The organism is Streptomyces sp. NPDC093221 (assembly GCF_044753885.1).
GTDB lineage: Bacteria > Actinomycetota > Actinomycetes > Streptomycetales > Streptomycetaceae > Actinacidiphila.
Map to the genome: position 1 here is coordinate 59470 of NZ_JBIVOA010000015.1, position 24636 is coordinate 84105.

General features: G+C 74.2%; 16 protein-coding genes. 12 read left to right on the forward strand and 4 right to left on the reverse strand.

Annotated elements, in window-relative coordinates; translation table 11 throughout:
• The first annotated feature begins 86 nt into the window (after positions 1 to 86).
• The 11 genes from cobN to cobC all read left to right on the forward strand — a co-directional run bounded on the left by cobN (position 87) and on the right by cobC (position 15849).
• Complete coding sequence (gene cobN / locus ACIQCJ_RS34855; protein ID WP_402713834.1) at positions 87 to 3764, forward strand: cobaltochelatase subunit CobN; 3678 nt, start codon at positions 87 to 89, stop codon at positions 3762 to 3764.
• Positions 3765 to 4095: 331 nt separating this feature from the next.
• Positions 4096 to 6207 carry a putative cobaltochelatase gene (locus tag ACIQCJ_RS34860; RefSeq protein WP_402713836.1) on the forward strand — a complete coding sequence of 704 codons (2112 nt, stop codon included), beginning with the start codon at positions 4096 to 4098 and terminating at the stop codon, positions 6205 to 6207.
• Entirely contained in the window at positions 6207 to 6803 is a 597-nt protein-coding gene (gene cobO, locus ACIQCJ_RS34865; protein ID WP_355333755.1) for a cob(I)yrinic acid a,c-diamide adenosyltransferase, read from the forward strand. The genes ACIQCJ_RS34860 and cobO overlap by 1 nt, the downstream gene beginning before the upstream one ends.
• Positions 6797 to 8245: a cobyrinate a,c-diamide synthase gene (locus ACIQCJ_RS34870; protein ID WP_402713839.1), complete on the forward strand. Its 1449-nt coding sequence runs from the start codon at positions 6797 to 6799 to the stop codon at positions 8243 to 8245. The genes cobO and ACIQCJ_RS34870 overlap by 7 nt, the downstream gene beginning before the upstream one ends.
• Positions 8242 to 8985 carry a precorrin-2 C(20)-methyltransferase gene (cobI, locus tag ACIQCJ_RS34875; protein WP_402713841.1) on the forward strand — a complete coding sequence of 248 codons (744 nt, stop codon included), beginning with the start codon at positions 8242 to 8244 and terminating at the stop codon, positions 8983 to 8985. Before ACIQCJ_RS34870 ends, cobI begins: the two co-directional genes overlap by 4 nt.
• Positions 8982 to 9881, forward strand: coding sequence for a precorrin-4 C(11)-methyltransferase (gene cobM, locus ACIQCJ_RS34880; protein WP_402713843.1), 900 nt, complete (start codon positions 8982 to 8984; stop codon positions 9879 to 9881). Before cobI ends, cobM begins: the two co-directional genes overlap by 4 nt.
• 4 nt (positions 9882 to 9885) lie before the next feature.
• Complete coding sequence (cbiE, locus tag ACIQCJ_RS34885; protein ID WP_402713885.1) at positions 9886 to 11130, forward strand: precorrin-6y C5,15-methyltransferase (decarboxylating) subunit CbiE; 1245 nt, start codon at positions 9886 to 9888, stop codon at positions 11128 to 11130.
• On the forward strand, positions 11127 to 13127 hold the full coding sequence (gene cobJ / locus ACIQCJ_RS34890; protein ID WP_402713845.1) for a precorrin-3B C(17)-methyltransferase: 2001 nt from the start codon (positions 11127 to 11129) through the stop codon (positions 13125 to 13127). Before cbiE ends, cobJ begins: the two co-directional genes overlap by 4 nt.
• Positions 13128 to 13191: 64 nt before the next feature.
• Positions 13192 to 13827 (forward strand): precorrin-8X methylmutase, encoded by a 636-nt coding sequence (locus ACIQCJ_RS34895; protein ID WP_401714589.1) that lies wholly within the window; start codon positions 13192 to 13194, stop codon positions 13825 to 13827.
• Entirely contained in the window at positions 13824 to 14720 is an 897-nt protein-coding gene (locus tag ACIQCJ_RS34900; protein WP_401856594.1) for a sirohydrochlorin chelatase, read from the forward strand. Before ACIQCJ_RS34895 ends, ACIQCJ_RS34900 begins: the two co-directional genes overlap by 4 nt.
• Positions 14704 to 15849 carry an Rv2231c family pyridoxal phosphate-dependent protein CobC gene (gene cobC / locus ACIQCJ_RS34905; protein WP_402713847.1) on the forward strand — a complete coding sequence of 382 codons (1146 nt, stop codon included), beginning with the start codon at positions 14704 to 14706 and terminating at the stop codon, positions 15847 to 15849. Before ACIQCJ_RS34900 ends, cobC begins: the two co-directional genes overlap by 17 nt.
• A gap of 29 nt (positions 15850 to 15878) precedes the next feature.
• Here cobC and ACIQCJ_RS34910 read toward each other — a convergent pair whose 3' ends face one another.
• From ACIQCJ_RS34910 to ACIQCJ_RS34925, 4 genes are all read right to left on the reverse strand, one after another.
• Complete coding sequence (locus ACIQCJ_RS34910; RefSeq protein ID WP_402713849.1) at positions 15879 to 19034, reverse strand: ABC transporter substrate-binding protein; 3156 nt, start codon at positions 19032 to 19034, stop codon at positions 15879 to 15881.
• A gap of 134 nt (positions 19035 to 19168) precedes the next feature.
• Positions 19169 to 20413: an SCO1860 family LAETG-anchored protein gene (locus ACIQCJ_RS34915; RefSeq protein ID WP_402713851.1), complete on the reverse strand. Its 1245-nt coding sequence runs from the start codon at positions 20411 to 20413 to the stop codon at positions 19169 to 19171.
• Positions 20414 to 20829: 416 nt separating this feature from the next.
• Positions 20830 to 21918, reverse strand: a complete 1089-nt coding sequence (locus ACIQCJ_RS34920) for an amidohydrolase family protein (RefSeq protein ID WP_402713853.1) — start codon at positions 21916 to 21918, stop codon at positions 20830 to 20832.
• A 139-nt stretch (positions 21919 to 22057) separates the two neighbouring features.
• Positions 22058 to 23029: a helix-turn-helix domain-containing protein gene (locus ACIQCJ_RS34925; RefSeq protein WP_355333782.1), complete on the reverse strand. Its 972-nt coding sequence runs from the start codon at positions 23027 to 23029 to the stop codon at positions 22058 to 22060.
• Positions 23030 to 23099: 70 nt separating this feature from the next.
• Here ACIQCJ_RS34925 and ACIQCJ_RS34930 point away from each other — a divergent pair, with 70 nt between their 5' ends.
• Positions 23100 to 24602, forward strand: coding sequence for an MFS transporter (locus ACIQCJ_RS34930; RefSeq protein ID WP_402713856.1), 1503 nt, complete (start codon positions 23100 to 23102; stop codon positions 24600 to 24602).
• Positions 24603 to 24636 lie beyond the last annotated feature (34 nt).

Consider the following 24636-nt stretch of genomic DNA (forward strand, 5'->3'; position numbering starts at 1 on the left):
AGGACTTCTCCGGGGCGGCCGGCCGGCCGCAGACCCACCCGTTCCCCCGCCGGGGAACGGGACGTGACGATGACGATGGGGCACACGTGAGCACCGTTCTGCTGCTGTCCACCGCCGACACCGACCTGTTGGCGGCCCGCGCCGCCGACTCGTCCGCCGTCTCCTACCGGATCGGCAACCCCTCCCGCGTCGATCCGGCGGCCGAACTGCCCGCGCTGCTGGACGGCGTGGACATCGCGGTGGTCCGGCTGCTCGGCGGCCGACGGGTCTGGGAGGAGGGGCTCGCGGCGCTCGCGGCCTCCGGGGTGCCGACGGTGCTGCTGGGCGGTGAGTCGGTGCCGGACGCGGAGCTGATGGCGCTGTCGTCGGTCCCCGCGGGTGTCGTCGCGGAGGCGCTGCGCTATCTGGTCGAGGGCGGCCCGGAGAATCTGACGGAGCTGGCCCGCTTCCTGTCCGACACGGTGCTGATGAGCGGCGAGGGCTTCGAGGCGCCCCGCCGGATGCCCGAGTACGGCGTGCACGGCGCGTACGCGTACGACGAGGCCCTGCCGACCGTCGCCGTCCTCTTCTACCGGGCGCACGAACTGTCGGGGAACACCGCGTTCGTGGACACGCTGTGCGCGGCGGTCGAGGCGAAGGGCGCCAACGCCCTTCCGGTGTACTGCGGTTCGCTGCGCAGCGCCGACGAGGGGCTGTACGCGCTGCTCGGGCGGGCCGACGCGATCGTGGCGACCGTGCTGGCGGCGGGCGGCACCGTCGCGTCCGAGGCGACGGCGGGCGGGGACGACGAGGCGTGGGACATCGGCGCGTTGGCGGACCTGGACGTGCCGGTGCTCCAGGGCCTGTGCCTGACCTCGTCGCGCGAGGCGTGGCTGGGGTCGGACGCGGCGCTGACACCGATGGACGCGGCGATGCAGGTGGCGATCCCCGAATTCGACGGGCGGCTGATCACCGTGCCGTTCTCGTTCAAGGAGACCGGCGAGGGCGATGTGCCGGTCTACGCGGCCGATCCGGAGCGGGCGGCGCGGGTCGCCGGTATCGCGGTCCGGCACGCGGCGCTGAAGTACAAGGCGAACGCCGACAAGCGGCTCGCGCTGGTCTTCACCGCCTACCCGACCAAGCACTCCCGGGTCGGCAACGCGGTCGGCCTCGACACCCCCGCCTCCGCCGTACGGCTGCTGGACGCGCTGCGCGACGCGGGATACGTGACCGGTGAATACCCCGCCGGCGGCGACGAGTTGATTCACCGGCTGATCGCGGCGGGCGGTCACGACGTGGAGTGGCTGACGGAGGATCAGCTCTCGGCGGCGCCCGCGCGCGTGCCGCTGGCCGACTACGAGAAGTGGTTCGCGACGCTCGACGCCGACCTGCGGGCCGGGATGCTGGAGCACTGGGGCGAGCCGCCGGGCTCCCTCTACCTCGACGGCGACGACATCGTGCTGGCGTCCCTGCGGTTCGGCAATGTCGTCATCATGATCCAGCCGCCGCGCGGCTTCGGCGAGAACCCGATCGCGATCTACCACGACCCCGACATGCCGCCGTCCCACCACTACATGGCCGCGTACCGCTGGCTGGAGACGGCGACCGCCGAGGGCGGTTTCGGCGCCGACGCGATCGTGCACCTGGGCAAGCACGGCACGATGGAGTGGCTGCCCGGCAAGGGCCTCGGGCTGTCGGCGGGCTGCGCGCCGGACGCCGTCCTCGGCGAACTCCCCCTGGTCTACCCCTTCATCGTCAACGACCCCGGCGAGGGCACCCAGGCCAAGCGGCGCGGCCACGCCACCGTCGTGGACCACCTCGTGCCGCCGATGGCCCGCGCCGACACCTACGGCGACCTCGCGAAACTGGAGCAACTCCTCGACGAGTACGCCCTGGTGAACGATCTCGACCCGGCCAAGGCCCCGGCGGTCCGCAGCCAGATCTGGACCCTGGTGCGCGCCGCCGAACTCCACCACGACCTGCACGTGGACGAGCAGCCGGAGGAGGACGACTTCAACGACTTCGTGCTGCATGTCGACGGCTGGCTCTGCGAGATCAAGGACGTGCAGATCAGGGACGGTCTGCACATCCTGGGCGGCGGGCCGGTCGGCGAGGCCAGGACCAATCTGGTCCTCGCCGTGCTGCGCTCCGCGCAGGTGTGGGGCGGGGTCGGCGGCGCGCTGCCGGGGCTGCGGGCCGCGCTCGCACTCTCCTTCGGCCTGGTGGAGAAGACGCTGCTCGCCGAGCCCGGCGCCCGCGTAGAGCTGCCGTCCGCGCTCACCTCGCTCGCGGCCGGCCCCGCGCGGACCGCCTCCGACGCCGTCGACCTGCTGGAGCAGCTCGCGCGGCGGCTCGCGGAGGCGATGGAGGCCGTCGACTGGCACCGTGACGCCGCCGCCGGGGCGGTCGCGCAGCTGCTGGGCGACCACGAAGTGCCGGACGCGGTGAGGGTGTTGGAATTCGCCGCCCGCGAGGTCGTGCCGCGCCTGGCCCGTACGACCGACGAGATCGACCACATCCTGCGGGCGCTGCGCGGCGGTTACGTACCGGCCGGGCCTTCCGGGTCGCCGACCCGCGGCCTGGTCAACGTCCTGCCGACCGGCCGCAATTTCTACTCCGTCGACCCCAAGGCCATTCCGTCCAGGCTCGCTTGGGACGTCGGCACGGCGCTCGCCGACTCGCTGCTGGCCCGGCACCTCGCCGACACCGGCGCGTATCCGCAGTCCGTGGGCCTCACCGTGTGGGGCACGTCGTGCATGCGCACCCAGGGCGACGACATCGCCGAGATCCTGGCGCTGCTCGGCTGCCGCCCGCTGTGGGACGACGCGTCCCGGCGGGTCACCGGCTTCGAGGTCGTCGGCGCCGAGGAGTTGGGGCGGCCCCGGATCGACGTCACCGTCCGCATCTCCGGCTTCTTCCGCGACGCCTTTCCCCACGTCGTCGCCCTCGTGGACGACGCGGTGCGGGCCGTCGCGGAGTTGGACGAGCCCGCCGACGTCAACTACGTACGCGCCCACGCCGACGAGGACTTCGCCGAGCACGGGGACCGGCGGCGCGCCACCGCCCGCATCTTCGGCTCCAAGCCCGGTGCCTACGGGGCCGGGCTGCTGCCGCTGATCGACGCCCGCAACTGGCGTTCCGACGCCGACCTCGCCGAGGTCTACGCCGTCTGGGGCGGTTACGCCTACGGCCGCGGTCTCGACGGGCGGGCCGCCCGCGGCGACATGGAGGCCGCCTTCCGCCGTATCCAGGTCGCCGCCAAGAACGTCGACACCCGTGAGCACGACCTTGTCGACGCCGACGACTACTTCCAGTACCACGGGGGCATGGTCGCCATGGTCCGGCATCTGACCGGCGACTCCCCGCGGGCCTATGTCGGCGACTCCGCGCTCACGGACCAGGTCCGCACGCGGACCCTCGGTGAGGAGACGCACCGGGTGTTCCGGGCGCGGGTCGTCAATCCCCGCTGGATGGCCGCGATGCGGCGGCACGGGTACAAGGGGGCTTTCGAGATGGCGGCGACCGTCGATTATCTCTTCGGGTACGACGCCACGGCGGGGGTGGTGGACGACTGGATGTACGAGAAGCTCGCCACCGAGTATGTCTTCGACGCGGAGAACCAGGAATTCATGCGGAAGTCCAATCCCTGGGCTCTGCGGGGGATTTCGGAGCGGCTGCTCGAAGCGGCCGAGCGGGGGCTGTGGTCCGCCCCCGACCCCGAGACCCTGGAGCGCCTGCGCTCCACCTATCTCGACCTCGAGGGTGACCTGGAGGGCGACGCGTGACCCCCACCGCCACCGCCACGCCTGCGGCGGGCCTTCTCCCCCACCCCGCCCCTCCCCGAAACCGGCGGCAAGCCCCCGTCCCCCCTGTCCTCAATCGCCGGACAGGCTCGTCGTGCCGCACCCCTCTCACCATTCCCCAGCCCGCCCGGCGACCGAAGCCGGAACCCGCCGAGGCGTGCGCAGCACGGACCCTCCGGCAGCCGGAGGCGGGAGCCGCCCTCGCGCACCCCGCCCCGGCTCTCCAGCCCGCCCGGCGATTGAGGGCTTCGGGGAGGGGCGGGGTGGGGGGAGAGATGTCAGCGAACCGCATGTGCACGTACGAGGAGGCATCGTGAGTACGCCGTATCCGTTCACGGCCCTGGTGGGCCAGGAAGACCTGCGGTTGGCGCTGCTGTTGAACGCCGTGAGCCCGGCGGTGGGCGGGGTGCTGGTCAGGGGGGAGAAGGGCACCGCGAAGAGCACGGCGGTGCGGGCGCTGTCGACACTGCTGCCGGACGTACCGGTGGTGCCGGGGTGCAGGTTCTCCTGCGACCCGGCGGCCCCGGACGCGCAGTGCCCGGACGGCCCGCATGAGGCGGGCGGGGGAACGGCCCGCGCGGCGCGGGTGGTTGAGCTGCCGGTCGGCGCGAGCGAGGACCGCCTGGTGGGCGCGCTGGACATCGAGCGCGCCCTGTCGGAGGGCGTGAAGGCGTACGAGCCGGGCCTGTTGGCGGCGGCGCACCGCGGCGTGCTGTACGTGGACGAGGTGAATCTGCTCCACGACCACTTGGTGGACCTGCTGCTGGACGCGGCGGCGATGGGCGCGAGCTACGTGGAGCGCGAAGGCGTCTCCGTCCGGCACGCGGCCCGCTTCCTGCTGGTCGGCACGATGAACCCGGAAGAGGGCGAGCTGCGCCCGCAGTTGCTCGACCGGTTCGGCCTGACGGTCGAGGTCGCGGCCTCGCGGGAGACCGACGAGCGCGTCGAGGTGGTCAGGCGGCGGCTGGCGTACGACGCGGATCCGGCCGGTTTCGGGGCGCGTTGGGCGGCCGACGAGCAGGCGGTGCGTGAACGGATAGCCGAGGCGCGGCGGTTGCTGCCGTCGGTGCGCCTGGGCGACGGCGCGCTGCGGCAGATCGCGGCGACGTGCGCGGCGTTCGAGGTGGACGGGATGCGCGCGGACATCGTCATGGCGCGTACGGCGACGGCGCTGGCCGCGTGGGCGGGCCGCACGGTCGTCCTCGCCGAGGACGTACGGCAGGCCGCGCTGTTGGCGCTGCCCCACCGGCGGCGTCGCAACCCCTTTGACGCGCCCGGCCTCGACGAGGACAAGCTGGACGAGACGCTGGAGCGGGAGCGCGGGGCCGGCGAGGGAGAGGGAGAGCAGGGCGAGGGGCGGGACGGCGAGGGGGACGACGACCCGGACACCGACCCGGACGGCCCCGGCGGCGGGCCGTCCGGGCCTCGGGAGCCGGAGGGCGGCCCGCAGGGCGGCTCTGGGGAACAGCCCGGCAGCGAGCAGGACGCGCCCGCGGGACAGGACTCCCCCGCCGCGAGCGCGGGTGCGGGCGACAGCGCGGGCGACGGCTCCGGGCCCAAGGGCGAGCGCTCGGCGGTCGGCGCCGGGGACCCGTACAGGACGCGGCACTTCGATGTGCCGGGCATCGGCGAGGGCGCGGCCGGACGCAGGTCCAGGGCCCGTACGGCGCACGGCAGGACGACCTCCGCCAGGCGCCCGCGCGGCTCGCTGGGCAAGCTGCACCTGGCGGCCACCGTGCAGGCGGCGGCCCCGTACCAGCGGGCGCGCGGCCGGTCGGGCGCGGGGCTCGTGATCCGCCGGGACGATCTGCGGCAGGCGGTCAGGGAGGGCCGCGAGGGCAATCTCGTGCTGTTCGTGGTGGACGCGTCCGGCTCGATGGCGGCGCGGGAGCGGATGACCGCGGTCAAGGGCGCGGTGCTGTCGCTGCTGCTGGACGCGTACCAGCGGCGCGACAAGGTCGGTCTGGTCACCTTCCGGGGTGCGGACGCCGACCTCGTGCTGCCGCCGACGTCGTCGGTCGAGGCGGGCGCGGCCCGGCTGGAGAAGCTGCCGACCGGCGGGCGTACGCCGCTGGCCGCCGGGCTTCTCAAGGCGCGTGAGGTGCTGCGCGTGGAGCGGTTGCGGGACGCCACGCGGCGCCCGCTGCTGATCGTGGTGACGGACGGCCGGGCGACCGGCAGCCGGGCGGCGGCGGGCAGCACGGTCAAGAGCGGTCTGGAACCGATGGCGCTCGCCGCGCGGGCGGCCCGGCTGCTGGCCGCAGAAGGCACCGCCTCGGTGGTCGTGGACTGCGAGTCGGGCCCGGTCAGGCTCGGCCTGGCGGGCGCGCTGGCACAGGAGTTGGGCGGCGTCGCGGTGACGCTGGAGGAACTGCGCGCCGACACGGTGTCCGCGCTCGTCAACGACGTACGGAGGGCCGCGTAATGCCGCAGGGGCAGCCGAGTGCCGTACCCGACGACGGTTTGACGACCCGTCAGCGCAGGAACCGGCCGCTGACGATCGTGCACACCGGGGTCGGCAAGGGGAAGTCGACCGCCGCCTTCGGTCTCGCGCTGCGCGCCTGGAACCAGGGCTGGCCGGTCGGGGTGTTCCAATTCGTCAAGTCCGCCAAGTGGAAGGTCGGCGAGGAGCGGGCGCTGCGCGTGCTCGGCGACTCCGGCGAGGGCGGGACCGTCGCCTGGCACAAGATGGGCGAGGGCTGGTCCTGGGTGCAGCGGTCCCTGGAGTCCAGCGAGGACGCGGCCCGCGAGGGGTGGGAGCAGGTCAAGCGGGACCTGGCCGCCGAGACGTACCGGCTCTACGTGCTGGACGAGTTCGCGTACCCCATGCACTGGGGGTGGGTCGACACCGACGAGGTCGTCGCCGTGCTCCGCGACCGGCCCGGCGCCCAGCACGTCGTCATCACCGGCCGCAACGCGCCGCCCGCGCTGGTCGACGCCGCCGACCTCGTCACCGACATGTCCAAGGTCAAGCACCCCATGGACGCCGGGCAGAAGGGGCAGAGGGGCATCGAGTGGTGAACGTCCCGCGCCTCGTGGTGGCCGCGCCCGCCTCCGGCAGCGGCAAGACCACCGTCGCCACCGGGCTGTTGGCCGCGTTCGCCGAGGCCGGGCTCGCCGTGTCCCCGCACAAGGTCGGGCCCGACTACATCGATCCCGGCTACCACTCGCTCGCCGCCGGGCGGCCCGGCCGCAACCTCGATCCCTTTCTGTGCGGGCCCGACCGTGTCGTCCCGCTCTTCGCGCACGGCGCCGCCGGATGCGAACTCGCCGTCGTCGAGGGCGTCATGGGGCTCTTCGACGGTGCCGCGGGGCGCGGTGAGCTGGGCTCCACCGCGCAGGTCGCCAAGATTCTCCGGGCGCCGGTGGTTCTCGTCGTGGACGCCGGCGCGCAGTCGCGGTCCGTCGCCGCGCTCGTCCATGGCTTCGCCTCCTGGGATCCCGAGGTGCGGATCGGCGGGGTCGTTCTCAATCAGGTCGCTTCCGATCGGCACGAGGCACTTTTGCGGGCCGCGCTCGACGAGTCCGGGGTGCCCGTGCTCGGTGTGCTGCGGCGCGCGCCGCTGCTTCATGTGCCGTCCCGGCACCTCGGGCTCATTCCTGTCGCCGAGCGGCGGGGCGACGCCGTGGGGTGGGTCCGTGAGCTCGCCGCGCTCGTGCGCGGTGCCTGCGACCTGCCCGCGCTCCTCTCCCTGGCGCGCAGCGCCCCGGACCTGCCGGGCACCGCCTGGGACCCGCTGTCCGAGCTGGCGGCCTGCGACGCCGCTTTCCCCCACCCCGCCCCTCCCCGAAACCGTGGCTCCGCCCCGGCCCCTCCCCCAACTGCCGCCGCGGGTGGGGCCGGGAAGTCGGGCTCGGCTTCGGGGAGGGGCGCGGTGGTGGCTGTCGCGGGTGGGGCGGCGTTCACGTTCGGGTACGAGGAGCAGGCGGAGCTGCTGCGGGCGGCGGGGTCGGAGGTGGTGGGGTTCGACCCGCTGCGGGACGAGAAGTTGCCGGAGGGTACGCGCGGCGTGATCCTCGGCGGCGGCTTCCCCGAGATGCACGCCGCCGACCTGTCGGCGAATGAGCGGCTGCGCGAGGCGGTCGCCGCCTTCGAAGGCCCGATCGCGGCGGAGTGCGCCGGACTCCTTTATCTGACAAGGGAGTTGGACGGCGCCCCGATGTGCGGGGTGCTGAACGCCACGGCCACGATGACCGACCGCCTGACGCTGGGCTACCGCGAGGCCGTCGCGTTGAGCGACAGCGTGCTGGCGGCGGCCGGCACCCGCCTGCGGGGCCACGAGTTCCACAGGACCCGCGTGGAGCCGGGCGCGGGCGCCACCCCGGCCTGGGGTTTCACGGGAGAAGCCGCCCGCAGGGTCGACGGCTTCGTGGAGAAGAACGTGCATGCCTCGTATCTGCATGTGCACTGGGCCGCCGAGCCGTCACTGGCGCGGCGCTTCGTAGAGAGGTGTGCCGAATGACCGCGCTGCTGACCGGAGTCGGGGTGGGCCCCGGCGACCCGGAGCTGGTGACCGTCAAGGGAGTGAACGCGCTGCGGGCGGCGGCCGTGGTCGTCGTACCGGTACTCGACACGGGCGAGCGGGGACGGGCGGAGGCGACCGTACTGCACTACGTGGACGCGGCGCGGATCGTCCGGGTGGTGTTCGCGCTGAACGAGCGGACCGACCGGGCGCGGCGGGAGGCGGCGTGGGACGCGGCGGGCGCGCGGGTGGCCGAACTCCTGCGGGAGCACGGGACGGTGGCCTTCGCGACGATCGGCGACCCGAATGTGTACTCGACGTTCACGTATCTGGCGCAGACGGTCACGGAGTCGGTGGCCGGGGTGCGGATCGAGACGGTGCCCGGCATCACGGCGATGCAGGATCTGGCGGCGCGCAGCGGGGCCGTACTCACCGAGGGGACCGAGCCGTTGACGCTGGTGCCGGTGACGGCGGGGGCCGCGGTGCTGCGGGCGGCGCTGGAGGGGCCCGGCACGGTGGTGGCGTACAAATTCGGGCGGCTGGCCGGGGAAGTGGCGGCGGCGCTGCGGGAGACCGACAGGACCGAGGGTGCGGTGTGGGGCAGTTCGCTGGGGCTGCCCGGTGAATCCATCAGGCCCGCCAAGGAGTTGGCGGAGGAGCTGCGGGACGGCGCGCTGCCGTACCTGTCGACCCTGATCGCGCCCGCGCGGCGCGACGGCGGCCGGGGAGGAAAGCTGTGAGCGGCGCGACGGAACCGGGGACGGGCGCCGCAAGCGGCGCGAAGGTGACGATCGTCGGCGCGGGCCCCGGCGCGGCGGATCTGCTGACCTTCCGGGCGGCGCGGGCCATCGCGGAGGCGGACGTCGTCATCTGGGCGGCGAGCCTGGTGCAGGCCGAGGTGCTGCGGCACGCCCGCGAGGGCGCGGAGATCCTGGACTCCGCGGCGATGTCGCTGGAGGACGTGGTCGCGGTGTACGAGCGGGCGCTGCGCGAGGGGCTGCGGGTGGCGCGGATCCACTCGGGCGATCCGGCGCTGTGGGGCGGCACGCAGGAGCAGGTGGACCGCTGCGCGGGGCTCGGCATCGAGGTGGAGATTGTGCCGGGGGTGTCGTCGTTCTCGGCCGTCGCGGCCCTGGCCGGGAGGGAGTTGACGATTCCCGAGGTCGCGCAGTCGGTGATCCTGACCCGGCTGGGCGGCGGCAAGACGCCGATGCCGCCGGGCGAGGAGGTCAGGGAATTCGCCCGGCACGGTACGACGATGGCGGTGTTCCTGTCCGCGGCGCGGTCCGGGCAGCTCGCCGCCGAGCTGCTGGAGGGCGGCTACGTCACCGGCACCCCGGTGCTGATCGCCCATCAGGTCACGTGGCCCGAGGAGCTGTTGCTGCGTTGCACGGTCGGCACGATGGAGGCCACCGTCAAGGAGCACAAGCTCTGGAAGCACACGCTCTTCCTGGTCGGACCCGCGCTCGCCGCCTCCGGGACGCGCTCCCACCTCTATCACCCCGGCCACTTCCACGGTTTCCGGCGGGCCGATCCGGTGGCGCGGCGCGCCCTGCGGGAGTCCCGTGCTCCCGGGGAGTCCCGTACGCCGGAGGAGTCCCGCGCTTCGGGGGAATCGCGTGAGTCCCATGGGTGACGGCGTGATCACCGTCCTCGGCGTGGGTACGGGCGGCCCGGTGCCCGACGTCGGCGCCGCCGATCTGGTCGTCGGCGCCGCCCGGCACCTCGACGCGGTCCAACTGCCCGCCGGGGCACGGCGCGTGGTGCTCGGGCCGCTCGCACCCGCGCTCGACACGATCGCGGAGTACGCGGCCGCGCCCGGTGCCCGCGTGGTCGTGCTCGCCTCGGGCGACCCCGGATTCTTCGGGATCGTACGGGCGTTGGGCGCGCGGTTCGGCGCGGCGGCGCTCGACGTACGGCCGTCGTCCCCGTCCGTCGCGGTGGCCTTCGCCCGGCTCGGGCTGCGCTGGGACGACGCGGTGGTGGTCAGCGCGCACGGACGCGATCTGCGCACCGCCGTCCATGTGTGCCGGGCGCATCCCAAGACGGCCGTACTGACCGGACCCGGCGCGGGACCGGCCGAGTTGGGCGCGGCGCTGGCCCGTACCGGCCTGGACCGTACCCTCGTTGTCGCCTCCGCGCTCGGTACGGACGCCGAGCGCGTCGAGCGGGTCTCGCCCGCGCGGGCCGCCGAACGGGACTGGTCGGGGGCCGGGGTCGCGGTGGTGCTGTGCCTGGCGGCGGACTCCTTCGGCGAACGGGCCGACGTCTCCCGTACGGTCGCGGGGCCGCCGCCCGCACCCGCCCAATGGGCGCTGCCCGAGGAGGAGTTCGCGCACCGCGACTCCATGGTCACCAAGTTCGAGGTACGGGCCCTGGCCCTGGCCCGGCTCGGGCCGCGCACCGGGGACCTGGTGTGGGACGTCGGGGCCGGGTCCGGGTCCGTGGCCGTGGAGTGCGCGCGGTTCGGCGCCGCCGTGGTCGCCGTGGAGAAGACGGCCGACGGCGTCGAGCGGATACGGGGGAACGCCGGCGCGCACGGCGTGGACGTGCAGGTCGTGCACGGGGACGCGCCCGCCGCGCTCGACGGACTGCCCGACCCCGACGCCGTCTTCGTCGGCGGCGGCGGGCGGGAGCTGGCCGCGATCGTCGCGGCGTGCGCCCGGCGGGCGCGGCGGACCGTCGTGGTGACGCTCGCCGCCGTGGACCGGGTGGCGGAGGTCCGCGGTGCCCTGCGGGCCGCCGGGCTGGTGCCCGACGGTGTCCTGCTCCAGTCGTCGCGGCTCGCGCCGCTGCCCGGGGAGGTGGCGCGGCTGGCCGCGACGAATCCCGTGTTCGTGCTGTGGGCCCGGCGCCCCGCACCCCAAGAAGGAGAGCTCTCGTGATCGGCCTCATCCACGCCACCGCGGCGGGGCGCACCGGATGCGAGCGGCTCGCCGCCGCGTGGCCCGGCAGGACGGTGCTGTACGGGGACGGCGCGGACCGTCCGCTGCGGTCCGTGGTGGCGACGGCCTTCGCCGAGTGCGACCAGCTCGTCCTCTTCCTCGCGACCGGCGCCGCCGTGCGGCTCCTCGCCCCGCTGCTGCGCGGCAAGGCCGAGGATCCCGGTGTCGTCACCGTCGACGAGGCCCACCGCCACGCCGTCGCCCTCCTCGGCGGGCACGGCGGCGGCGCCAACGTTCTGGCCTCCGCCGTCTCCTCCGTCCTCGGGTCCGCTCCCGTCATCACCACCGCGACCGACTCCGTCGGCACCCCCGCGCTCGACGCCCTCCCCTACCCCACGGACGGGCCCCTGGCCCCCCTCACGCGCGCCCTCCTCGACGGCGCCCCCGTCCGCCTCCACACCGACCAGACCTGGCCCCTCCCCGCCTTTCCCCTGACGGTGGTCCCGGCAGAGTGGACCCCAGCGCATTCGGGGGAACCGTCGCCCCCCGAAGACCCCCGGACGTCGGCCGGGCAGGACCAGCCGTTCACGCTCCGGCCCGGGCCCCCGGCCCAGCGCGAGCTGACCTCGGCACCGCCGAACACCGCCGTCCCGCGTCCGCCGGACGCGGCGGATACAGGGGAACCCACTTCCCCCGAAGGCCCCCGGACGTCGGCCGGGCAGGACCAGCCGTTCACGCTCCGCCCCGAGCCCCCGGCCCAGCACGAGCTGACCCCGGCACCGCCGAACACCGCCGTCCCCCGCCCGGCGGGCGCGGGTGGGTATGCGGTGTGGGTGACGGATCGGGTGGTGGGGGGAGATGAGGGGGGCGTCGCGGTGTTTGTGAGGCCGCCGTCGTTGGTGGTGGGGGTGGGGGGAAGCCGGGGGGTCGGGCGGGAGGAAGTGGTCGGGCTGGTGCGCAGCACCCTGGCGGAGGCGGGGCTGGCGCAGAAGAGCGTGAGCGCCCTGGCGACGGTGGACGCGAAGGCCGGGGAGGAGGGGATCGTGGCCGCGGCGGCGGAGTTCGGGGTGCCGTTGCTGACGTACGCGGCAGCGGAACTGGCGAGGACGGCCGTGCCGAACCCCTCGGCAGCGCCGCTCGCCGCGGTCGGGACACCGTCCGTGGCGGAGGCGGCGGCGATCCTGGCCGCCGGGACCGGCGGCCAACTGATCGTGGAGAAGCGGAAGTCGGCGATGGCGACAGCCGCCGTCGCGCGGCGCCGACCGCGCGGACGGCTGGCCGTGGTGGGCCTGGGCCCCGGCGCCCGCGACCTGGTGACACCGCGCGCCGTGGCGGAACTGCGCCGCGCGTCCGTGATCGTCGGCCTCGACCAGTACGTCGACCAGATCCGCGACCTGCTGCTGCCCGGCACCCGCGTGCTGGAGTCGGGGCTCGGCGCGGAGGAGGAACGGGCCCGCACCGCCGTCGCCGAGGCCCGCGCCGGGCACGCCGTCGCGCTGATCGGGAGCGGTGACGCCGGGGTCTACGCGATGGCGTCCCCCGCGCTGGCGGAGGCGGCCGACGACATCGACGTGATCGGCGTCCCGGGCGTGACCGCCGCCCTGGCGGCAGCCGCCCTGCTGGGCGCGCCGCTCGGCCACGACCACGTCTCGATCAGCCTGTCCGACCTGCACACACCCTGGGACGTGATCGAACGGCGCGTGCGGGCCGCCGCCGAGTCCGACCTGGTCGTGACCTTCTACAACCCCCGCAGCCGCGGGCGCGCCTGGCAGTTGCCCAAGGCGCTGTCCGTCCTGGCCGAGCACCGCACCCCGCTGACTCCGGTCGGCGTCGTCCACGCGGCGTCCCGCCCGGACGAACGGGTCGAGGTCACGACGCTCGCCGACCTCGACGTCGGCACGGTCGACATGGTGACGGTCGTGACCGTCGGCAACACCGCCAGCCGTATCGTCTCCGGCCGCATGGTGACCCCCCGCGGCTACCGCTGGCAGACATGACGGCGCCCCGTCACCCGTTCCCACAAGCCCCGACCGCCCCCACCCCCTCCGGAGGAGAAGCCGCGTGAACCGTACGGTCCACCCCATCGAGCAGGAGTCCTTCCGCATCCTGCGGTCCCGGCTCGACACCTCAGGGATGACGCCGCTGCGACGGGCCGTCGTGGAGCGCGTGATCCATTCGAGCGCGGACCTCGGGTACGCGGAGGACCTGGTGTGCGAGGAGTCGGAACTCCGTTACGCGCACGCCGCGTTGCACGCGGGCGCGCCGATCGTGGCGGACGTGGAGATGGTCGCGTCCGGGATCACGGCACGGTCCTCGGTGTGCCGGCTCACGGACGCGGCCTCCGGGCCGGGACTGACGCGCAGCGCGCACGCGATACGGCTGGCGTACGCGGAGGTCGGGCCGGGCGCGGTGTGGGTGGTCGGATGCGCGCCCACGGCGCTGGAGGAGTTGCTGAACCTGGACGCGGCGCCCGCGCTGGTGATCGGGCTGCCGGTCGGCTTCGTCGGCGCGGCGGAGAGCAAGGCGCGGCTGCGGGCGTCGGGGCTGCCCGCGGTCAGCAACGTCTCGGAGAAGGGCGGCTCCGCGGTGGCCGCCGCGGCGCTCAACGCCCTGTTGTACACGGAATATCCCCTCGCGGAACATCACCTCACCGACCGTCCCCTCGCCGACCATCCCTTCAAGGAGAACGACCAGTGACCCACCCCCCTGCCCTTCTGCTCGTCGGCCACGGCACGCGTGACGCGGCCGGTGCGGCCGCCTTCCGCTCGTTCGTGGCGCAACTGGGCGCGGCCAGTCCGGAGTTGGCGGTCGGCGGCGGCTTCATCGAGCTGTCGCCGCCGCCGCTGGCGGACTCGGTGGCGGAGCTGGTCGGCGCGGGCGTACGCGACTTCGCCGCCGTTCCACTGGTGCTGGTGTCGGCCGGGCACGCCAAGGGCGACATACCGGCGGCGCTGGCCCGTGAGGAGCGGCGCCATCCGGGGACGTCGTTCGCGTACGGCCGCCCGCTCGGGCCGCATCCGAATCTGCTGACGGTGCTGGAGCGGCGCGTGGACGAGGCGCTGGCGGGCGCCGACCGCGCGGAGACCACGGTGCTGCTGGTGGGCCGGGGTTCGACGGATCCGGACGCCAACGCCGAGGTGTTCAAGGTGGCGCGGCTGCTGTGGGAGGGCCGTGGTTACGCGGGGGTGGAGACGGCCTTCGTGTCGCTGGCCGAGCCGTCGGTGCGGGCCGGTCTCGACCGCTGCCGCAAGCTGGGCGCGCGCCGCGTCGTCGTCCTGCCGTACTTCCTGTTCACCGGTGTGCTGCCGGACCGGGTACGGGACCAGGCCCGCGAGTGGGCGGGGGAAGCGCCGGACGTGGAGCTGCGCTGCGCCGACGTGATCGGCCCCGAGCCGGAGTTGGCGGAGCTGGTGATGGAGCGCTACCGGGAGACGGTACGGGGCGACCTGCGGATGAACTGCGACTCGTGCGTGTACCGGGTCAAGCTCCCCGGCTTCGAGGACCGCGTCGGGCTGCCGCAGCAGCCGCACCACCACCCCGACGACCCGTCGCACAGCCACGGAAGCGGCCACCATGCGCACACCCACTGACCGCGACCGCGTGCCGGACCCGGCGGCGGGCGGCGGCCCGGACCCGTACGGCCGCGACACCCCCGACGGCCATGACGCCGGCCGCGCCGAAGTCGCCGCCGACGGCTACGACTTGCGGCATCACGGTGACGCCGAGGTCGGCGAGGGCCTGATCGACCTCGCGGTCAACGTCCGCGCGAACACTCCCCCGCCCTGGCTGCGCGAGCGCGTCGCGCGGTCGCTGACCGGCCTCGCCGGATATCCGGACGGCCGGGCGGCGCGGCACGCGGTGGCCCTACGCCACGGGCGGCCGGACGCCGAGGTGCTGGTGACGGCCGGAGCGGCGGAGGCGTTCGTGCTGCTCGCACGGGCACTGACACCACGTCACACCGTTGTGGTGCACCCGCAGTTCACCGAACCCGAGGCGGCGCTGCGGGCGGCCGGCCACGAGGTGCGACGGGTCCTGTTGTCCGCGTCCGACGGCTTCCGGCTCGACCCGGCGGCGGTCCCGCCGGAGGCGGATCTGGTGGTAGTCGGCAATCCGACCAACCCGACGTCCGTCCTCCATCCGGCCGCGCTGATACGGGAGTTGGCCCGTCCGGGGCGCACGCTGGTGGTGGACGAGGCGTTCATGGACGCGGTGCCGGGCGAGAGCGAGTCGCTGGCCGGGTGCCGGGACGTGCCGGGGCTCCTCGTCCTGCGCAGTCTGACCAAGACCTGGGGCCTGGCCGGACTGCGGATCGGCTACGTGCTCGGCGACGCGGACACGGTCGCGGCGCTGGAGAGCGCACAGCCGCTGTGGGCGGTGTCGACTCCCGCGCTGGCGGCGGCCGTTGCCTGCGTGGAGCCGGACGCGCTCGCGGAGGCGGCGGAGGCGGCCCGTACCGTGGTCGGCGACCGCGCCTACCTGCTGGACAGGCTGGCCGCACTCCCCGGAGTCGAGGTCGCGGGCGACGCGCCCGCCGGTCCCTTCGTCCTGCTGCGCATGCCCGGAGCGGCCGACGTCCGGCTCCGGCTGCGAGAGATGGGCTACGCGGTCCGGCGCGCCGACACCTTCCCCGGCCTCGGACCCGACTGGCTGCGGATCGCCGTGCGCGACCGCCGTACGACGGACGGCTTCGCGAACGCCCTCGCCACGGCCATGGCCTGAGAGCAGGGCGCTCAACCGGCCGGTCCTGCCTACTGCTTGACGCCGAGGGCGGTGAGGTCGACACCGCCGAGGACCGGCTGCTCGTAGACGTTGGTGAGGCGGGGGGCGCGGTAGACGAGGTGCTGGGTGTAGATCAGCGGGACCATGGTGCCCTCGCCCATCACCTTGGCGTCGATGGCCTGCCACAGGGACGCGGCCTTGGCCGGATCGGTGACGCCGTCGGCCTGCGTGACCAGGCCGTTGATCTCGCTGTCGTCGAGCTGGGCGTAGTTGTTGATGCTGCCCGGCTGGATCAGCGAGCGCAGGAAGCCGCCGCCGGTGGGCCAGTCGGCGGCCCATCCGGTCATCACGATGCCCCACTTGGCGCTCTTGAGCTTGCTGGGCGACAGCAGCGTGTCGTAGAAGGTACTGGCGTCCTGCGTGACGATCTTGACGGTGATGCCGACTTCGGCGAGGGAACCGCGGATGGACTGCATGGCGTCCTCGACCCGCCCCGGCGCCTTGACCCCGGCCATGGTGACGGTGAAGCCGTTGGGCTTGCCGCACTTGCCCAGGTACTTGCGTGCCTCGTCGGGGAACGACACCCCCGCGTTGGTGCCGAAGGGCGTGGCCGAGGTGCTGTATCCGTCGGTGGTCGGCGGCAGCATCGTGGTGGCCACCTCGCCGCCGGCGTACTGCCCGCCGAGCACGGCGCGGACCTGCGCCTTGTCGATGGCGTACTGCACGGCCCAGCGGCACTCGTACCGGTCGAAGGGCGCCACCGTGGTCTGGAGGCTCAGGAAGCGGGTGGTGCCGTTGAAGACGAGGTCCGTATTGGCCTTCAGCGCCGGGTCGTTGAGGATCTTGGTCTCGGTCTGGTCGCTGACCGTCTGGCCGGCCAGGTCGAGGTCGGCGCTGCCGTCGAGCAGGTCGGTCTCGACCTCGTCCTGACTGCTGACGATCTTCAGGTCGATCGCGTCGGGCAGCGCGGAGTGCACGGTGTCGGTCCTGGGGTCCCAGTGGGTGTTGCGGACCAGGTGCAGCGAGGCGCCCGAGGTGTAGCTCGCGACGCGGTAGGGGCCGCTGCCGACGGGGTGCTTCCCGAAGTCCTTGCCGCCGCCGGTGTCGGCGGACTGCGGGACGGGCGCGCCGATCGACAGCGCGAGGACGTAGCGGAAGTCCGCGTAGGGCTTGGCGAGCCGGAAGACGATCGTGCGGTCGTCCGGTGTGGCCACCGAGCGCAGGCCGAGCTTGCCGGGGTCGCTGTCGGTGTACGGGCCCTGGTAGTTCTGCCCCTGGTCGAGGAGGTCCACGAGGTGGGTCGGGCCGCCGGGGAACTCGTCGCGGGCGAAGGTCCGCTCGATGCCGTACTTGACGTCCTTGGAGGTGATCGGCGCTCCGTTGTCGAAGGTGACGCCGTCCTTGAGGCGGAAGGTCCAGGTGCGGCCGTCGGAGCTGACCTGGCCGGTGTCGGTGGCGAGGTCGGGGACGACCTTGCGGCCCGCGCCGCCGGGCGCGGGCGCGTAGTCCACGAGTTTGCGCAGGTAGAGGCGCTGGAGATTCCACGACGGCTGGTCGTAGGTGGCGGCCGGGTCGAGGAGATTCTCCGAGGCGTAGGAGGAGATGAGCTTGAGCGTGCCGCCGGTGGCCGTCGAGGGTCTGACCACCCCGTTCAGCCCGCCGCTGTAGCCGGAACCCTCCTTCCCGCCGTGGAGTTGGAGCGCCGCGTTCTGCACGGTCGGCTTGTCGGTGGGCTTGTCGTCGCCGTGCTTCTTGCCGCCGAACGGCGCGAAGGTGAGCGTCACGGTCACGGCGACCGCGGTGACCGCCAGCCCGGCCGCGCCCGCCATCCACCGGCGGCGCCCGGCCCCGCCCCGCGACGGCTCCGCGGGCCTGCCCACATTGAGCGGCGGCGGGGTGCTCGGCAGATACTGCGGCGGCACCGGGCGCTGCGGGGCGCGGTACGCGGGGTGCTCCGGCTGGAGGTAGCCGGCCGCACGCGGCGGCGGGGTCGCGTCGCTCGCGGCGGCGGGCGGTATGGACGAGCCCCGGCCCGCGGACGGGGAGGGAGTGCCGGAGGACGGGGAGGGAGTGCCGGACGAGGGTGCGGGGGTGCCGGAGGACGGGGAAGGCGTGCCGGACGAGGGCGAGGGCGTGCCGCCGGACGGGGAAGGCGTGCCCGGCGACCCGGCGGGGGTCCGCGGTGCCCGCGGCGGCGTGCCTGCTCCGGCCGGGTCCGCCTTGGGCGGCAGCGCGGGCAGCCCGGCGCCCGGCACTCCGAAGGTCGCCCGGGGGTCGGCCGCCGACGACCGCTTGCCCGAACCGCCGTCCGCGGGTTCCGCGGCGGGCCCGGTCAGCGCGGAGGAGCCGGTGGCCGCCAGCCAGCCGCGCAGTTGGTCGCGGAAGGCGGCGGCGCCCTCGGGCCGCTCGGCCGGGTCCTTGGCGAGCGCGGCCAGCACCAGCGCGTCCAACTCCTCGGGCACCCGCGGATTGCGGGCGGACGGGGCCGGGGGCGGGGTGTGGACGTGCCAGTACATGAGGTTGATCGGGTTGCCGTCGGTGAACGGCGGTCTGCCGGTGAGCAGTTCGGTCAGGACGCAGCCGACCGCGTAGACGTCGCTGCGGGCGTCGACGTCGACGCCGTTGATCTGCTCGGGCGACATGTAGCTGGGCGTGCCGATCGCCGAGCCGGTGGCGGTAAGCCGGGCGTCACTGTGCAGGACGTGCGCGATGCCGAAGTCGGCGACCTTGACGGCGCCTTCGGTGGTGATCATCACGTTGGCGGGCTTCACGTCGCGGTGGACGGTGCCGTGGCTGTGCGCGTGGGCGAGCGCGTCCAGCACGTCGGCGGCGATGCGCGCCGCGCGCTCGGGCGCGAACCAGACCTGCTCGCGGACGAGTTGGGCGAGCGTGCTGCCCCGCACGTACTCCATGACCAGGTACGGCACCACGGTGTCGTCGTCGGTGCGGACCTCGTCCTGGTCGTGGACGGTGACGATGCCGGGGTGGTTGAGCGCTCCCGCGGCCTGCGCCTCGCGGGCGAACCGGCGGCGCGCGTCGGGGTCGCTGGCCAGTTCGGGCAGGAGCGTCTTGACCGCGACGGCGCGGCCCATGCGGGTGTCGCGGGCGCGGTGCACCCGGGCCATTCCGCCGGAGCCGAGAAGCTCCGCCAGTTCGTAACGACCCGCGAAAAGCCCGTCGACCATTACTCGTTCGCCCCGTTCGCCCATCCCCAAGTCGAACGGCAGTCGAGCCGCCGTTCGTAGGGAACAGAGTAGAGGGCGGCTCCCGGAGCGGAGCCGCCCTCCCCTGTATTCCCCCGATCCCCCCGTGGGCCGGACTACTCGCCGCGCGAAGCGGCTGCCTTGCGGCGGCGGTTGGTGAGCAGGAAGGCCCCGCCGCCCACCGCGATCAGGCCGATGGCGCCGTACGCCATGTACGGCGTGGAGGAGCTGGCGCCGGTCTCGGCCAGGTTGCCGGTGTTCACCGAGGTGTCGGTGCCGGTCTGCGGGTGGGTGTTGCTGCCGCCGGAGGTGGAGCCCCCCGAGGTGCCCGCGGAGCCGGACGTACCGCTGGAACCGCCGTTGCCGGAACCGCCGTTGGACGAGCCGGAGGTGGAGCCGCCGGTGGAGTGACCGCCCGTGGAGCCGCCGGTCGAGCCGCCGTTGGTGGACCCCCCGTTCGTGGAACCGCCGTTCGCGGCACCTCCGTTCGTGGAACCGCCGTTCGCGGCACCTCCGTTGGTCGAGCCTCCGTTCGTGGAACCGCCGTTGGTCGAGCCTCCGTTCGTGGAACCGCCGTTCGTCGAGCCTCCGGAGTTGCCGCCCGACGTCGACCCCCCAGTCGAGCCGCCGGCCTGGGGCGTACGGCAGGTGGCCTGCGCCAGCGTGACGTCACCGGTGACCTCGGCGACCCCGAGGTTCAACGGGTTGATGTGGACCTTCAGTTGAAGGGCGGTGGCGGCGGCCGTTCGGGAGGTGGTCACGGTGTTGGTGAGCTGGAGACTGACCTCACCGACCCCGCCGACGCGGACGTCGGTGGTGCCGACCGCGTTGAGCGAGATGGTCCTGCCGAGGATCGTCACCCCGACCAGCTTCGAGCTGGCGGTGGGCTTGTGGCCCACCTGGCAGGTCGCCTTGGACGTGACGGCGTCCAGCTTGATCAGCGAGAGCAGCGGAAGTCCGGGGACATGGACCTCGGCCTTGGCCACGTTGGCGTAGCCCTCCGCCTTGTAACGGTCGGCGGTCGCGTTCGCCGTCGCGACGTCGGCCCGCAGGATGCTGATCTCACGACCCTGCTCGACACCGCTGCCGACCTTCACGGTCAGCGCGGTCTCCTTCGCGTCGGCGGGCGCCTTCACATCGTTGAGCGAGACATTCACCGGGACGTCCACGGTCTTGTTCAGCAGCGATACGTCGAGGCCCGCTCGCAGCACGGTCGCGGTGGACGTGCCGCCGCCCGACGGCGCGGGGGTCGCCTGCGCGCCCGGCGCTACGGCGAAGGTGCCCGCGGCGAGGGCGACGGCGGCGCCGATGGCGGCGGCCGAACGGCGTGCGGGCAGGCTGATGTTGATGGTGCGGTACACGGTGGAAAACCCCCACAAGTGGCATGGAGTCCCCGGCGCACGACTGTTGGGGACAGCCGCCGGGGACCTCGACCCGGCAATGTTTACGCACGGAGGGTGAACTGGCGGGCACACGGCGTCAGTTCACCCATAAGGGTGGTTTCCGTGAACTTCTTCGAATCTCGCCGCACGACCGTTCCCCCGCGTCACCCGGACCACGGGATGACACCCCTCACCTCGGTTGACGCCCCGGGCGGGCGCGAAGATGCCTAACGCGTCCCGGCTCCCGTACGTCACGGTCGGTCAACTCACGTCCTCGCACGTCGAACGGCCGTGGTGTACACGGGAGGCGTCCGCGAGCGGCGCGGCGCGACCGTCTGCGCGCGGCGAACGGGACGGTGTGACCGCGAAAGGTCCCGAGGGAGCTTGACGGTCCGTCAGGCGACGACCGTGCCGCGCAGCACGATCCGCCGCGGCGCCGCCAGCACCCGTACGTCCGCGCGCGGATCGCTCTCGTAGACCACCAGGTCGGCGGGCGCGCCCTCGGTGAGCCCTTCGCGGCCCAGCCATTGGCGGGCGCCCCACGTGGTTGCGGAGAGCGCGGCGTTGACGGGCAGCCCGGCGGCGACCAGCTCCGCGACCTCCTCGGCGATCAGGCCGTGGGCGAGGCTGCCGCCCGCGTCCGTACCGGCGTAGACGGCGATACCGGCGTCGTACGCGGCGCGCACGGTGTCGTGGCGGCGGGCGTGCAGCCGTCGCAAGTGGTCGGCCCAGCGCGGGAATTTGGCCTCGCCGCCCGCGGCCAGGGCGGGGAAGGTGGCGATGTTGACCAGGGTGGGGACGATGGCGACGCCGTGTTCCGCGAAGAGCGGGATGGTGTCCTCGGTGAGTCCGGTGGCGTGCTCGACGCAGTCGATGCCCGCGGCGACGAGGTCGGCGAGCGAGTCCTCGGCGAAGCAGTGCGCGGTGACGCGGGCGCCTTCCTCGTGCGCGGCGGCGATGGCCTCGGTGAGCGCGTCCTTCGGCCAGCACGCCGCGAGGTCGCCCGCCTCCCGGTCGATCCAGTCGCCGACCAGCTTCACCCAGCCGTCGCCGCGACGCGCCTCGCGGCGTACGTACGCGGTCAGGTCGCCGGGCTCGATCTCGTGGGCGTAGTTGCGGATGTACCGGCGGGTGCGGGCGATGTGGCGGCCCGCCCTGATGATCTTGGGCAGGTCGGCGCGGTCGTCGGTCCAGCGGGTGTCGCTCGGCGAGCCCGCGTCGCGCAGCAGCAGCGCGCCGGCCTCCCGGTCGGTGAGCGCCTGCTTCTCCGCGGTGTCGCGGTCGACGGCGCCGTGCGCGTCGAGTCCCACGTGGCAGTGCGCGTCGACCAGTCCCGGCAGGGTCCAGCCGGTGACGGTCGCGGCCGGAGCCGCTGCCGGGCGGTCGTAGCTGATCCGCCCGCCGACCACCCACAGCTCGTCCCTGACCTCGTCGGGCCCGACCAGCACCCGTCCCTTGATGTGCAGCACGTCGCGTTCACCCATGCACCGCACTGTACGAGGCACCCGGCGGTCACGGGTCGTACGGCCGCCGGTCGTACGGTCGTACGGCCCGGACCGGCGAAGGGCGCCGCCGCCGGACGCCCCGGACCGGCGAGAAGCGCCGCCGCCCACCGGCCAGAGGTCAGGCCGTCGTCAGGCGGGTGAACGTCGCGCGGTAGTCGCTCGGCGTCAGCCCGGCCCTGCGCAGCAGGTGCTGCCGCAGCGAGTCGGCGGTGCCGAGACCGCTGGCGCGGGCGACCTGGTCGACGGGCAGGGTCGTGGTCTCCAGCAACTCCTTGGCCCGCTCGACGCGTTGGTGCAGCAGCCACTGGAGCGGGCTGAGTCCGGTCTCGGCGTGGAAGCGGCGGCTGAGGGTGCGGACGCTGACGGCCGCGTGCCGGGCGAGGTCGGTGAGGGTGAGCGGCGCGTCGAGCCGGGTCATCGCCCAGGCGCGGGTCGCGGCGAGCGACGTGCCGGTCTCCGCGGGCAGCGGGGTGTCGGTGAACTGCGCCTGCCCGCCGTGGCGTACGGGCGCGACCAGCGCCAGCCGGGCCACCGTGTTGGCGACGGCCGCGCCGTAGTCGGTGCGGATGATGTGCAGGCACAGGTCGATGCCCGCCGCGTAACCGGAGGACGTCAGCATCTGGCCGTCCTGGACGAAGAGGACGTCGGGCTCCATGACCACCGCCGGGTAACGCGCGGCGAGTTGGCCGGTGTACTCCCAGTACGTGGTGGCCTGGCGGCCGTCGAGCAGTCCGGCCTCGGCGAGCAGGAAGGCGCCCGTGCAGATGGACGCCACCCGCTTGCCCGCCCGCGCCGCCTGCCGCAGGACGGCCACGACACGCGGGTCCGGGTCCTCCCGCGACCCGGTCCCGGCCACGACCACCGTGTCGGCGCGCTCCACCGCGTCCAGACCCTGCCCGATCACCAGCTCGGCCCCGCCGCCGGTCCCGACGCTGCCGGGGTCAGACGTGCACAACTCCACCTCGTAGCCGGGCCCGCCGTCCACCCGGACCTTGCCGAACAGCATCTCCGGCACGGCGAGGTTGAACATCGACACCGGCCGCGCGGCGATCACCGCGACCCGGTGCGGGCGGGGACACGTGAAGGGCATGGCCAGAACCTCCGGGACCGTGGCATTCAGGCCACTACTGTACGGCGACGGCCGCGGCCACGCTGATCGCATGTCTCCGCGTCTCTCCGGTCCGGACTGTGCGGCCCCGCCCGCCGCCCGGAAACCCGTCGCCGCACCCGCGCCCGCACCCGCACCCGCGCCCTCGTCCGCGCCCGTACCCTCGCCCGGCCGCACCCTGGCCGCCGCCCTGCTCGGCTTCTTCGTGATCACCCTGGACGCCTCGGTCGTGACGGTCGCCCTGCCGTCCATCGGCACCGATCTGCACGGCGGCCTCGCCGCGCTCCAGTGGGTCGTGGACGGCTACACGCTGGTCTTCGCCGCCTTCATGCTCTCCACCGGGGCGCTGTCGGACCGGATCGGCGCCGGGCGCGCCTTCGGCGCGGGCATGGCGGTCTTCACCGCCGCGTCGGCCGCGTGCGGTCTCGCGCCCGGCCTCGGCGTACTGATCGGCACCCGCGTGGTGCAGGGCACGGCCGCCTCGGTGATGCTGCCCGCCTCGCTCGCCCTGGTGCGGCAGGCGTATCCGGACGCCGGGTCCACCCCGCATCCGTCCGGCGCGGCGTCCGGCAGGATCGGCAGGGCCCGCGCCATCGCCCTGTGGGCGGCGGGCGGCGCCTCGGCCGTGGCACTCGGGCCCGTCGCGGGCGGCGCCCTCACCTCGGCGTGGTCCTGGCGCGCCATCTTCTTCATCAACCTGCCGGTCGGCCTGCTCGCCGCCGTGCTGCTGGCGCGGACGCCCCGCTCGCCGCGAAGGCCCGCGCCGCTGGACGTGCCGGGGCAGCTCACGGCGGTGCTGGGGCTGGCCGCGCTGACCTTCGCGGTCATCGAGGGCGGCGGGCTCGGGCTGGTGGCGGCGGCCGTCGCGGTGGCCGTCCTCGCCGGTTTCTTCCTGATCGAGGCGCGCAGCGCGCATCCGGTGGTGCCGCTCGGCCTGTTCAGGGACCGTACGGTCGCGGTCTGTGTGGCGGTGGGCGCCGCGCTGAGCTTCGCCTTCTACGGGATGATCTTCGTGCTCAGCCTCTTCTTCCAGCAGGTGCGCGACCAGTCACCGCTCGGCGCCGGGCTCATGTTCCTGCCCATGACGGCGCTGATCCCCGCCGTCAACATCGTCTCGGGCAGGCTGTCCGCCCTCTCCCCGCCTTCGGCGGGAGGTGCCCCCGTCGGCGCCCGGCTGCCCATGCTCGCCGGTCAACTCCTCATGGTCGCCGGGCTGTTGGTGCTGCTGCCGGTCACCGCCCGCACCCCGGCCGCACTGCTCGCGGTCGTCATGGTGCCGCTCGGCCTCGGCGGCGCGCTCGCCGTACCGCCGCTGACCGCCGCGCTGCTGGACGCGACCCCCGCCGACCGCGCCGGGCTGGCGGCCGGGGTGCTCAACGCGGGCCGCCAGATCGCGGGCGCCCTGAGCGTGGCCGCCTTCGGCGCGCTGGTCGCGGACCGGGACCGCTTCCTGTCCGGCATGCGCGTCTGCCTCCTGCTGGCCGCCGCCCTGCTGACCGTCACCGCCGTCGCCACGGCGGCGGCCCTGCGCCCCGGCCGCCCGGCCGACTCCTGACCCGGTGTCCCGCGACCGACCGGGCGGCCCGACC

What these genes read in the sequence shown, in the direction of transcription:
- cobO (WP_355333755.1), top strand. Translation starts at nt 6,207, where the DNA reads ATGCCGCAGGGGCAGCCGAGTGCCGTACCCGACGACGGTTTGACGACC.
- cobI (WP_402713841.1), top strand. Translation starts at nt 8,242, where the DNA reads ATGACCGCGCTGCTGACCGGAGTCGGGGTGGGCCCCGGCGACCCGGAG.
- cobC (WP_402713847.1), top strand. Translation starts at nt 14,704, where the DNA reads ATGCGCACACCCACTGACCGCGACCGCGTGCCGGACCCGGCGGCGGGC.
- ACIQCJ_RS34910 (WP_402713849.1), bottom strand. Translation starts at nt 19,034, where the DNA reads ATGGTCGACGGGCTTTTCGCGGGTCGTTACGAACTGGCGGAGCTTCTC.
- ACIQCJ_RS34920 (WP_402713853.1), bottom strand. Translation starts at nt 21,918, where the DNA reads ATGGGTGAACGCGACGTGCTGCACATCAAGGGACGGGTGCTGGTCGGG.
- ACIQCJ_RS34925 (WP_355333782.1), bottom strand. Translation starts at nt 23,029, where the DNA reads ATGCCCTTCACGTGTCCCCGCCCGCACCGGGTCGCGGTGATCGCCGCG.
- ACIQCJ_RS34930 (WP_402713856.1), top strand. Translation starts at nt 23,100, where the DNA reads ATGTCTCCGCGTCTCTCCGGTCCGGACTGTGCGGCCCCGCCCGCCGCC.